The following is a 12,524-nucleotide window of genomic DNA, read 5'->3' as shown; positions in this document are numbered from 1 at the left end:
TTAAGTATGGTCGACGAATATGACTGTTCAAATGAAACTAGAAAAAACATGGCCCTAAATGGCTCTAATGAGATATTGAACCAAAAACATACCTCATGTATGCGAGAAAGAGCCATTGGGGTAAACTACTTCTGGCGTAATCCATCCACTGGAAATTGATTGAAATTCCCCTTGCTACAATCGGGCTCATATCCAAATGGAGCAGGGAAAGGAATCGTATCGCAGCTTGTTGAAACGGAAGATTCAAACTTTACTCTCTTTCCTATCATGATAGGAAATAACCATGTGGCATTATTTCTTAAATCAAACTCCTCTTTAGGGTCATCAATCAAATTGTATATTTCAGGGATCTGTAATGGGCGCCCTTTCTCCGGCATGATATCTTGATCAATAAAGTGCATCTTGTAATTTTCCCACTTATAAGCGTAGGTTTCAGAGCCATTGTTAACGATAAAACCATCTCGATTAGACTTTTCACTATCTCCCTTTAAAAAGGCCCACTGATCAATACTATCTATTGTTCTATCGCTTGGTAATTTGTATCCACCGACATGAGAAAGTGAGGCAAATAGATCCACAACATGGATAATTTCATCACTCACTCTGCCCGGTTTGATGTGGTTAGGCCAAGAGGCAATAAATGGTGTTCGGAGAGAGCCTTCAAGAGCCGTAAAGTACGCACCACGCCATGGTCCGCTAGAGCCTTGGTATGGCATATGCCACTCTGGACCGTTGTCAGAAAACCAAATCACTAGTGTATTGTCTTTAATTCCTGCTTTTTCTATTGCACCAATAACTTGCCCAGCTCGAAAATCTATCTCAGCTAACACATCTGAGTAATTTCCTTTGCCTGTTTTACCAATAAAATCAGGATGAGGTAGCGTCGGTAAATGTGGTTGAGTAAAAGTAATTACAGAGAAAAATGGCTTATTCTCTTTCACATTTCGATTTATAAAATCTGTGGCATGTTCAACTAGCTCACTGTCAATCGTTCTACGTGAGTCCAAATTATATTCTTTGACCCCTTTAGGATCCTGCCCTGCTCTAGCTGAAAGGATTTGAGGTTTAGGTAATATAGCTTTATAACCGGGTTGAGAGCTATATTCTGACTCATCCGTCGTATTTGCAATGCCATACCATTCATCAAAGCCTTGATCCGTTGGAAAGCGCCCTTTTTGGTCTCCCAAATGCCATTTCCCGTAAAGGCTCGTGTTATATCCTTGTTCCTTAAACTTCTCTGCAATGGTTATCTCCCAGTTCACCATACCGTAAGGCACTCCCCAAACAACCTTATCTGTCCCAGACCTAAGCGCTCGCCTCCCCGTCATGAATGAGGAGCGAGTTGGCGTGCATTGCGGTTCCACATTAAAATTAGTAAGGCGTACACCTTCTCTAGCAAGTTGATCTAAGTTTTTAGTTTCAACACCTCTGGTACTCCCATAGGAACTTAGTTCTCCCCACCCAAGGTTATCAACCAACATTACTACGACATTTGGTGTCTCTTCCGCAACCACTTCTAACGGGATACATAGAAACAGGATAGTTGCTAGTTTATTTTTCATAGTGTCGCCTTTCATTGAAATTTAATCCTGTAAGTGCGTCTTATCACACTTAAAACACACTAAAGTCTAGTTCATGTTAATTAACATTTTTGAAAAACAGGGATTACTTGGAAGCAACAAAAAACCTCTACTATATTCAACTAACTACATTGTCTCATTTGGTGTCATCTCACTCGACTTCGCCATGATGAACACAATTAGTAACGTTATATAACGATAATGGATTCATTTATCGCGGAGGATTTTCATGCGAAACTCGATTAAAAAGGTAATGGCATTGGTCGGTACATTAGCTGCGTCCACAACCTTTGCTGCCGATAAGCCCAACATCCTTGTGTTCTGGGGTGACGATGTAGGTGTATACAACATTAGTGCGTATCACAATGGTATGATGGGAGGGAAGACTCCTAACATTGATAAAATCGCCAATGAAGGTGCCATTTTCACAGACGCTTACGCACAACAGAGTTGTACTGCCGGACGAGCCTCATTTATTCTGGGTCAACATCCGTTTCGTACCGGTCTATTGACTATTGGTATGCCCGGCGCAAAAGAGGGTATTCAATCGAAAGATCCTACTATCGCAGAGTTACTTAAAAATCACGGCTATGTGTCTGGTCAGTTTGGTAAAAACCACCTTGGTGATCAAGATGAGCACCTACCAACTAACCATGGGTTTGATGAGTTCTTTGGTAACCTATACCATTTAAACGCGGAAGAAGAGCCTGAGTCTGAGTTTTATCCAAAAGATCCAGAGTTTCGTAAAAAATTCGGACCTCGAGGCGTGTTGAAGGCGACTGCGGATGGCAAAATCGAGGACACAGGTCCCCTTACTCGTAAGCGTATGGAAAACGTAGACCGAGAGTTCATGGATGCTAGCTTGGCATTTATGGAAAAAGCAGTAAAAGAAGACAAACCATTCTTTATTTGGCATAACTCAACCCGTATGCACGTCTGGACACATTTGAGTGAAGAATATCAAGGGAAGTCAGGTTACGGCTTATACGCCGATGGCATGATGGACCTAGATGATCAAGTAGGTGTCATGCTTGATAAACTTGAAGAGCTAGGCGTAGCAGATAACACCATTGTTGTTTTTAGTACTGATAATGGCGCTGAGAAATTTACCTGGCCAGATGGTGGTACTACACCGTTCAAGGGCGAAAAAGGTACGACTTGGGAAGGCGGATTCCGCGTTCCGATGATGGTACGCTGGCCTGGAAACATTAAACCAGGAACGGTTATCAACGATATCTTTTCACAAGAAGACTGGATGCCAACTCTACTAGCAGCTGTGGGCGAACCTGATGTGAAAGAAAAACTATTGAAGGGTCATAAAGCAGCGGGCAAAACCTTTAAAGCACATTTAGATGGCTACAACCAACTTGATCTGCTGACTGGTAAAGCTGATGAAGGCGCACGCAAAGAAATCTTTTACTTCGATGCTGGTGGTAATTTAAACGCCGTTCGTTATAAAGACTGGAAGATCCACTTCAGTATTATGGAGGGTGCCATTAATGAGGCATACCGCAAAACACCTAGTTGGCCTTTGATTGTAAACCTTCGTATGGATCCATTTGAGGTCGGTCCAGATGCAGCACTTTACGTCAGACATTTTTACGCTGATCAAATGTGGATGTTCGTTCCTGCTCAAGCTATCGTGCGTAAGTTCCTAGAGACATTTAAGGAGTTCCCTGCAACGAAAGGTAGCTCGTTAAGTATTGAAAAAGTGGTAGAAACAATGACACAGCAACCTAGAAACTAGACCCTAGGTATCGAAGCTACTGTGGAATTAACTAAGGCCTCAATTGTGAGGCCTTTTATTTCGTTGCAATTGTTTGGTTGCAGCAATTTATGGTCAAACAAAGATTATCATTTAGTGCTCTCTTTAAACACTTGATTCCAATCTTGTTTCATATCGACAAATAGCCAACCTTGCTCTTCACCTACTTTAAACGATTTATCTAACTTACCAACATGAGAATCTTTATCATACGCCCATTCGCGCTTGTCATCCGTGTGATGGATAATCGCAGAAAATCTTGGACCTGAACCTGCTTTCGTCCACTCTAACATCTGTAAATCACCATCAGAATTACCAAACGCCATGACCGGACGTTTGCCAATGAAGTTTTGGATCGTCACAGGCTTTACTGCTTTGTCATTGACGAAGTCTATTTCCGGCATGCGTTGGATGGTAGGTTTTCCATCAACACTTTGATATTCCGCCTTTAACGTCGTTCCCACGATGTTTTGCGTTGGAATGCCGTATACGTCCGGCGCCCAAACGCGCATAAATTCAATTCCGCCTCCAGAAACGATGTAGGTCTGATAGTCGTTCGCTCTTAAATAGTCGAGCAGTTCGAGCATAGGTTGATAGACCATTTCAGTGTATGGTCTACCCGTTGTTGGATGGACAGCCGTTTTCAACCATTCCTTAACTTCTTGATGAAACTGTTCAGTAGACATTCCAGAATGGGTTGCCATAACAAGCTTCATTACACCTTCGAGTCCTTGTTTACCAATCCCCTCCATGTCACCTTTTAATGCGGAAGCAAAGGGTTCGGTTGTCTTCCAATCAGGATGCTCAGAGGCCATTTCTTTTACTCTATCGATCGCAAAAAACAACTGTAGATAAACAGGCTTTTCTGCCCAAAGTGTTCCATCATTATCAAACGTCGCGATTCGTTGGCTTTCAGGAACATAGGAATCCGAACCTTGGGTCGTTGTTTTCGTAACAAACGCCACAATAGCTTGCTTAGCGTCAGTGTTGTTCCATGACGGAAGTGGATCTTGCATATCAGCAGCAACAGCGTAACTAGACAGAGCAAAACCTGTTGCTAAGACAATCGCCTTTAACTTTATAGCCATCTTAATTCCTTATATTGAGGTGCTAGGTGCGAATCCAATCAAAAGTATAGTTCAATTGAAACAGGCGCATATTGAACTGAAATATGCAACGGCTACCAAAAAGTGACAATGTCACTAATCTAGTCCACTATTTTATTAAAATAGAAACATGGAATTTAACGATTAGAGTTTAAATTCATTGGCTTCAACTGATGTAGGGGCACTTTTACGTCCCTTTTTCTGATTGAGCTCTTCAATAACATAGTCGGGAGCGACCTTCGTTAGCTCTGTTAAACAGTCATCCGTTTTAGGGTTGCCGTATCTAACATAGATGTCACACACGGCATACAATTGTTCTGGAGCACCGGATATCAAATACGCTTGCTCAAAAGCGTTGACAGACTTCTTCAAGTCTAACTCTTCTTGCAGAACACCATTTAAGTACCAAAAGTAACTGTTCGTCTTTGCCATCGTCGCAGCTTTGTCTATTTCAAACGCCGCTTCTTTCTTTTTGTCTAATCTAACCAAAGCGAGAGATTTAGAATAATGCAGCGAGGCATCTTCTGAATTTAGCTTGATACCCTCGTCAAGCACGTTGATAGCTTTTTGGTCTAGCTGTTGCGCTCGGAAGTTGTCTGCGTAGCTTAACCAAACTTGAGGGTTGTTTGGCTCAAGCTTAGTTAACTCTGGGTATATCAGCGCCGCTTTATCCCAATCACGATGCCAACGGTAAACGTCTGCAAGTAATAACTTGGAAACATTATCGTTCTTACTGGACAAGTGTGCTGTCAGCTCTGAAACAGGCCCTTCAAGTGACTGCTGTTGCTCTGAACTCAAATTGGCGTAATCTCGAACGAGGTTAATCGCTGCTGTAATTCGCACCATGGCGGCGTCATCACTCAATAATGGTGAAATCAAACGCCAACGGTGCTCAATCATATATGGCTGTGCTCCCACAATCGCAGCTTCGCGAATACCTGCATCTTCATCCTGCAACCCACGCGCAACTGCAACCAATGCATTTTGGCTTGGATAGTTGGCTAACTCACGTAAAGCATCAATACGTTTTTCTGAAGACAACTTTTTATTTTGCGAATCATAAGACAGCTTTTCGACTCGTTGCGCCGGTGTCATTTTCGCTTCTTGTGGAGTGACAACCGTTGTCGGCGATACTTGATCTGGGTCTAGCAATGTTGTTTCTTGTGCCACTGCTGCTTGACTCGCAGCAATGCCGATCGAGATCACGAGTAATGATTTAGAGAGCAGCTTAATTTTTTGCATTCAATAACCTATATTCTTTCATTTCCGGGCCTGTAGCAGGCGTAGTGACTATCTTAAAACTTCGTTTCAAACACAGTCTGTGTTTGAGTAGCTTGCTGGCGTAGAATCTGTTCACTGTATTTACCGTGAACAACTGGGTTACCTGTCGCTCGTAAGATGTACGCCATCGACTGATCAACATGGGTAAAAAACTTCTTCCAACCCGCGCAGAGATAATTAAGACCAGGCTCACCTTGCCTAGTACGGATAAAACGGTTTTTGGGACATTCTCCAAAACATGCAAATTGATAATCACATTGAAGGCACTGTTGGGGCAGCGTACGACTTTTAGCAAACCCAAATTTCTGCTGCTCAGAGCTATAAGCGAGCGTATCGAGCTTTTCGTGATGAATGTTTCCAACCTTATATTCTGGGTACACGTAATGATCACACGCAAACACATCACCATTAGGCTCCATTGCTAAGCCCTTCCCGCAGATTTCACCTAACGTACACAGTGGGTTTTTTCTGCCCATCCAGGTTTCGATACTGGCTTCAAAGTACTGCACAAACACGTTGCCGATATCGTGTAAAACCCATTCATTGAAAATCGCGATCAGAAAATTTCCCCATGCTTCATCCGCAACGCAAAAAGGCTCAACAACGGCATCTTTATGACCTGGGATCAACCGTTTATCTCCTTGCTTTAGTTGCTCGTTTGGCTCCCAAGTTTGAGGGGCGGTTGTTCTGAATGTTTTCTGCTCAACTATTGGAATAAACTGCATTTGAGGGGAGCGTACTTCATCTCGCAAGAATCGGTACACTTCAAGTGGGTTACGGCTGGTCAAGTTGTTAACACAAGTGAGCGTAGCAAACTTTACTTCGTGCTTATGTAATAGTTCAACCGCATTCATGACTTGCCGGAATGTGCCTCTACCAGCTCGGTTTGTTCGATAAGCGTTATGCATCATTTCTGGACCATCAATGCTTAAACCGACGAGAAAGTTTTTCGCCTTTAAAAACTCACACCATTCATCGTTAAGCAGTGTGCCATTAGTCTGGAGATCATTGGAGATCGTAATGCCATCGGGACGGTATTTATTCTGTAGCTCAACAATTGTCTTGAAATAATCCAAACCTAGCATTGTCGGCTCACCACCCTGCCAAGAGAAAATAATTTCAGGTGTATTTTGTCCCGCTATATATTGACGGATATAGGTCTCTAGCGTTTCCTCATCCATGACTGGTGAGCAGCCTGGCTTGTACTCAAGTAAATCTTGTTTGCTTAGGTAATAACAATAGGTGCAATCGATATTGCACACTGCACCGATAGGTTTCGCCATGACATGTAATCGCTTGGATGCTTTTCCATTGAACTGCGGACCTTGAGTTATGTGCATTCATCACCTTCTTAGTTGCTAGCCTGTGCCCAACGGCGTTAAGACTAATCATTAAGTTAATCGCCTAGTGTGATGATAATGTTCAATTATTCGTGGCGCTTGTTATAGTGTGTATAACTGTTTTTCATAGACTTGCCTGATAAAATTCTTTGATCATAAATGTTGATGGAGCTCCCCTATGAAGCATTCCAAAAGTAATACTCTTTACCTTGGTGCCGCTATTTCGATTTCGCTAATTATGACTGGATGTGCAACAACACAACCTAGCCCTCTTGCTCAAAAAATCGATCAAGATATGGTTCTTATTGAAGGTGGACAATTTATGATGGGCTCGGATAATCCATCAGCAAATAAATCCGAGCACCCGGCTCGCACCGTTCGCGTGGATGATTTCTATTTGGCAAAATTTGAGGTAACCCAAGAGTTATTCGAATCGGTTACAGGCTCTTCTCTGAGTTATTTTAGAAACCCAAATACGCCCGTGAATAACATTAGCTGGCAACAAGCCAATTATTTTATAAAGAAATTGAATGAAAAAACGGGAGAGCACTATCGTTTACCCACCGAAGCAGAATGGGAGTTTGCAGCGAAAGGGGGGAATCTAAGTCAAGGATTCACTTACGCGGGGTCTGATGATATTAACGACGTTGCCTGGTATGCCAGTAACTCAAACAATAAGGCACACAAGGTAGGTCAGAAAAAACCGAATGAGCTTGGCTTATACGATATGACGGGTAATGTTGGTGAGTTTGTTATTGATGCGTTTGATGAAGGCTATTACAAATCAGCACCAAGTGATAATCCGGTAAACGCAAAAGATGAAAAAGAAAGCCTTGCACACAAGTCTGTACGAGGTGGTAGCTTTGCCTATAATGCTGACGAATCCGAAAACTATCGTCGCGATTTTGCTAGCCAGTCAGTCATCATGTCCGACATGGGGCTGAGATTAGCGAAAGACGCTGATTAAACTAAGCAAGAAAAAAGTGGAGCGATAAAAGCTCCACTTTTGGTAATTAGCTCCTATTGACCCCGACAATAGAGGCTTTAAGCTGATCAATAGCTTGTTTAGGTGCATATTGACTAAGCTCTTGTATGCACCTATCGAAAGCAAAAGCGACAGCACCTTTTTTATGATTTCTCGCTAGAACCTCGCATTGAGCATACAAGTGCTGTGGATTGCCACCGACTTCAAATGCTGTTTGCAACGCTTTACTGGCTTCTAGAACATCGCTTTTTTCTAGAGCTAGACCGTACACGTACCAATAATGAGCATTAGTTTCACCAATTTCTGCGGCGCGTCTAAGTAGCTTTTTCGCATCATCAGCTTTGCCTTGACGCAACAAAGAAAGACCTGCGCTGTATGGTAACGTGCTGGATTTAGGTTGAGCTTTCATCCCTTGTTGTAGCACCGTGAGCGCAGCTTCTTCTTTACCTAGGTGACGATACAAATCTGCTAGGTTAACGTAGCTATTTTCGAAATAGGGTTCGATGCTGATCGCTTGTTTATACAGCTCGGCCGCTTTGTCGATTTCACCTAAGCTGCGGTACACATTCGCCAAATTGGTTCTTCCGAAACCACGATCGGCATTAAACTCTTGAATTTCCATGTACTCTTCTAAGGGCAATTTAATGATATCTTTTTGTAAAGGGGTCATTTGTTCGTAGTTCGCTACCAGCACCGAGGCAGCTTCCGCTCTCACTGAAAGCACCGGGTCACCAAGCAATGGCTCTAGAATCCGCCACCGATCATGAAATTCATAACCAGACGAGCCTGAAATTGCCCCTAATCGAACCATTTCATTCTCATTCTTAACGGCCCTAGCCAAAGATACTGTTGTATTTTGGTCAGTGTTGCCCCCCATTCTCTCCAGGGCTGAGGCGCGAATAATGTCTTTTAAAGACGAATCCTGAGCAGAGTATGCCAACGCATTTGCTGCTCCTTGATGACCAATTGAATCCGCATAAAATGCGACAGCAAAATGTTGTTGATTACGATACTTCGAATTCGGGTACCATTCTGCTATCTGTTCATCGGCCCATTGATTGCTTTTATCTTCATGGCATGACATGCAAACATTGGGCGTTCCAATGTGTTTGCTCAAATCCGGTCGTGGAATATGCCAACTGTGGTCTCTACGAGGATCGACTTGCATGTAAGTCGTTTCTGGCATGTGACAAGCCGTACATTGCGATGCTTCAGATCCAGCCTTATGAAAGGTATGCTTTTCAGGTGTATATTCCGATGCAATATGGCATTGCGAACATACTGCCTCTTCTGGGATCGTTAACTCTGCCGTGTGTGGATCATGGCAATTAGTGCACGTGACCCCCTTCTCCGCCATTTCAGATTGAAGAAACGAACCATAAACATAATCTTCGTCGTAAATCTGTCCATCATGATAGTAGAGTTCAGGTGTTATAAGACTTAAGCGATATTTATCAAAAAAAGAACCTTTAACATGATCACCTGTTTCATTTAACTGGGTTCGGCGACTATGGCATTGAGCGCATGTTTGCACTTGATTGGTTGCTTCAATTGATTTCGGCTGTAACGTACTATGGCCTTCCTCAAACACCCAATCCGACACTGCTTTAGACAAATTTCGATCAAAGCCATAATGGCCGTCATGCTCAAAAGAAGTGCCAGCATTTTTGTATTTCTTGGCCAGTTCTATGTGCTGACTAGCGGGACCATGGCATGCTTCGCATCCCACATTAATCTCTGACCATGAGCTGTTGTAAGTGTTTTTGTCAGCGTCGTAATTCTTCTTTAGGTTCGTTGAATGGCAATCAGCACACATGAAGTTCCAATTTTGCCCGGTATTGGTCCAATAGAATTCATCCGTTGTTGTCGTTTCTGGATAAAGATGAAACCAACGCTGTCCCCCTTCAACTTTAGCTCTTGTGTCCCAAGCAAAAGGAATAAGCTGCACGCGGCCATCTTCAAACTCGACCATGTACTGCTGCAGTGGCTCCCAGCCAAATGTATAGCTGATCTTATAGTCATGCCATTGCCCGTCAGAGCCTTGAATGTTGACCCAATATTCGCCGCCTTTTTTAAAAAACCGATTAGGCATTCCTTTGTGCGTTACAACATGGTTATCAAAATCACCACGTACAGAGGTTGTACTTGCATGCTTCATGGCCATATCGTGATGTGACCCCTTCCAAGCCTCCACCTCGTTTTGGTGGCACTCTGCACAAGCTTGTGTGCCAGCATATTCTGGATTTAAGCCTGAAGGAATATTTGGTTTCTCTGTGAATAACTCTTGAGAAAAAGCCATAAAACTGACAACAACGTTGACCAGCAATAAAATGCGAAACCGGCCTGCCCACTGACTCATAGATATCCTTATATTTATAATGTACAACCTAAATCAATATAGACACTAAATCACTGGTTATACAAATAATTACAAGCAATACATAACGACTTTAGTATTGCTTTAGGACCGTAAAACAAGCGAGCATCCTATTGTTTTTCATTTCCATCCCCTCTTCTACTACGCAATAAAAATAAGGCTCTTCAGTGATCTAAATCTACTTTACGAATCTCTACAAACTAACAGGACAATCCTATTTCTTCTTAATTAACAAATAGTTACCACCCAACAATAACTTATGGTTATATCGAGTATAAGAGGATTTTTCTATATACATCATTAACTTATGCAGCAACTAAGCATAAGGCTCACTTGTGCTTATCTTTACTCTCAACAATCTGGAGTTTTTATGGCAAATCAATTGAGCAAAATCGCTGTAGGCGCAGGACTGTTAGCGGCGTCCAGTGCTGCTATGGCAGCCGACAAACCGAATATTCTGGCAATTTTTGGTGACGATATCGGCTACTGGAATATCAGCGCATACAACCAAGGTATGATGAGTTACAAAACGCCAAACATCGACCGTATCGCGAATGAAGGTGCGTTGTTCACAGATCACTACGGACAACAGTCTTGTACTGCTGGTCGCGCGGCCTTTATTACGGGTGAAGAGCCATTTCGTACGGGTTTGTTAACAATTGGTATGCCAGGCTCTGACCACGGCATACCTGATTGGGCGCCAACCATTGCAGATCTGTTAAAAGAACAAGGTTACATGACGGGTCAATTTGGTAAAAACCACTTAGGTGACCAAGATAAGCACTTACCGACAAAACACGGCTTTGACGAATTCTTCGGTAACTTATATCACCTAAACGCAGAAGAAGAGCCTGAAACTTATTACTACCCTAAAGACCCAGAGTTTCGTAAAAACTATGGCCCTCGTGGTGTCATTAAGTCTTATGCCGACGGTAAGATTGAAGACACTGGCCCGATGACACGAAAACGTATGGAGCACGCAGATGAAGAGTTCCTAGAGAGCTCTTTGGCATTTATGGAAAAAGCAGTTAAGGCGGATAAACCCTTCTTTATTTGGCATAACGCCACTCGTATGCACGTTTGGACTCGCTTGCAGGAAAAATACCAAGGTAAATCAGGTGTAAGCATTTATGCCGATGGTATGCTGGAACACGATGATCATGTAGGTGTTTTACTCGACAAGCTGGATGAGCTAGGTGTTGCAGACAACACTATCGTTATCTACTCAACGGACAACGGCGCAGAAACCATGACTTGGCCAGATGGTGGCGCAACACCATTCCATGGTGAAAAAGGTACAACTTGGGAAGGCGGTATGCGTGTTCCTCAACTGGTTCGTTGGCCAGGCGTCATTAAGCCAGGAACCAAGATCAATGAAATGATGGCACACCAAGACTGGTTGCCTACATTATTGGCAGCTGCTGGCGTACCTGATGTAAAAGAAAAACTGGCAGAAGGCTACAAAGCAAATGGCAAAGAATGGCGTGTGCATTTAGATGGTTACAACTTCATGCCATACTTTGAAGGTAAGGAAGAAAAAGGCCCTCGTGAGTCGCTGCTTTACTTTACGTCTAATGGTGAATTAAACGCTGTCCGCTGGAATGACTGGAAACTTCACTTTGCAACGCTTGAAGGGAACCTAAGTAACGCAGTTCGTTTTGCTCCGAACTGGCCTAAAATCATCCACCTACGTGCTGACCCATTCGAAAAAGGCCCAAGCGAATCACAAATGTACTTGCGTTGGATGGCTGACAACATGTGGCTATTTGTACCTGTACAAGACGTTGTGGGAGAGTTCTTTAAAACACTTCCAGAATACCCAATGCAACGTGGCACAGCGATGAACCCTGCTTCACTAAACTACGACTCTCTAAAAATGCAAGAGAAGCTGCAACAACTAGACAAAGTTGAACAAGAAATCAGCAAGTTTAAGTAAACTAAGTTAACGTTAGTTAATCAGTAACATAAGCCAGCAGACCATTCTGCTGGCTTATGTGTATCGCCACATAGGAACTTACTTAAATCGCCTGTTTAGCCTATACAAAGTGGGCATTGTGAGTACAAACTGAAAAACAAAAAAAGGAGAGCTA

General features: G+C 42.9%; 8 protein-coding genes. 3 read left to right on the top strand and 5 right to left on the bottom strand.

Annotated features, from left to right (window positions below):
* Positions 1 to 125 precede the first annotated feature (125 nt).
* Positions 126 to 1,562 (bottom strand): arylsulfatase, encoded by a 1,437-nt coding sequence (locus R7Z50_RS05830; protein WP_225478180.1) that lies wholly within the window; start codon positions 1,560 to 1,562, stop codon positions 126 to 128.
* Positions 1,563 to 1,809: 247 nt separating this feature from the next.
* Between R7Z50_RS05830 and R7Z50_RS05825 the strand changes: the two genes are divergently transcribed.
* Positions 1,810 to 3,327, top strand: a complete 1,518-nt coding sequence (locus tag R7Z50_RS05825) for an arylsulfatase (protein ID WP_172563290.1) — start codon at positions 1,810 to 1,812, stop codon at positions 3,325 to 3,327.
* A gap of 107 nt (positions 3,328 to 3,434) precedes the next feature.
* On the opposite strand, the gene R7Z50_RS05820 is transcribed toward R7Z50_RS05825, so the two are convergent.
* The 3 genes from R7Z50_RS05820 to R7Z50_RS05810 form a co-directional block, all read right to left on the bottom strand.
* Positions 3,435 to 4,433: an HAD family hydrolase gene (locus R7Z50_RS05820; protein WP_172563291.1), complete on the bottom strand. Its 999-nt coding sequence runs from the start codon at positions 4,431 to 4,433 to the stop codon at positions 3,435 to 3,437.
* A 162-nt stretch (positions 4,434 to 4,595) separates the two neighbouring features.
* On the bottom strand, positions 4,596 to 5,693 hold the full coding sequence (locus R7Z50_RS05815; protein WP_186584297.1) for a hypothetical protein: 1,098 nt from the start codon (positions 5,691 to 5,693) through the stop codon (positions 4,596 to 4,598).
* A 53-nt stretch (positions 5,694 to 5,746) separates the two neighbouring features.
* Positions 5,747 to 7,072, bottom strand: coding sequence for an anaerobic sulfatase maturase (locus tag R7Z50_RS05810; protein ID WP_186584298.1), 1,326 nt, complete (start codon positions 7,070 to 7,072; stop codon positions 5,747 to 5,749).
* Positions 7,073 to 7,310: 238 nt separating this feature from the next.
* Between R7Z50_RS05810 and R7Z50_RS05805 the strand changes: the two genes are divergently transcribed.
* Complete coding sequence (locus R7Z50_RS05805; protein WP_372009301.1) at positions 7,311 to 8,039, top strand: formylglycine-generating enzyme family protein; 729 nt, start codon at positions 7,311 to 7,313, stop codon at positions 8,037 to 8,039.
* A gap of 46 nt (positions 8,040 to 8,085) precedes the next feature.
* On the opposite strand, the gene R7Z50_RS05800 is transcribed toward R7Z50_RS05805, so the two are convergent.
* Complete coding sequence (locus R7Z50_RS05800; RefSeq protein WP_318148944.1) at positions 8,086 to 10,416, bottom strand: tetratricopeptide repeat protein; 2,331 nt, start codon at positions 10,414 to 10,416, stop codon at positions 8,086 to 8,088.
* A 388-nt stretch (positions 10,417 to 10,804) separates the two neighbouring features.
* Here R7Z50_RS05800 and R7Z50_RS05795 point away from each other — a divergent pair, with 388 nt between their 5' ends.
* Positions 10,805 to 12,370: an arylsulfatase gene (locus R7Z50_RS05795; protein WP_005377767.1), complete on the top strand. Its 1,566-nt coding sequence runs from the start codon at positions 10,805 to 10,807 to the stop codon at positions 12,368 to 12,370.
* Positions 12,371 to 12,524 lie beyond the last annotated feature (154 nt).

It is taken from the genome of Vibrio sp. 1249-1 (assembly GCF_033340495.1).
This window is presented reverse-complemented; position numbering and strand designations above follow the sequence as displayed.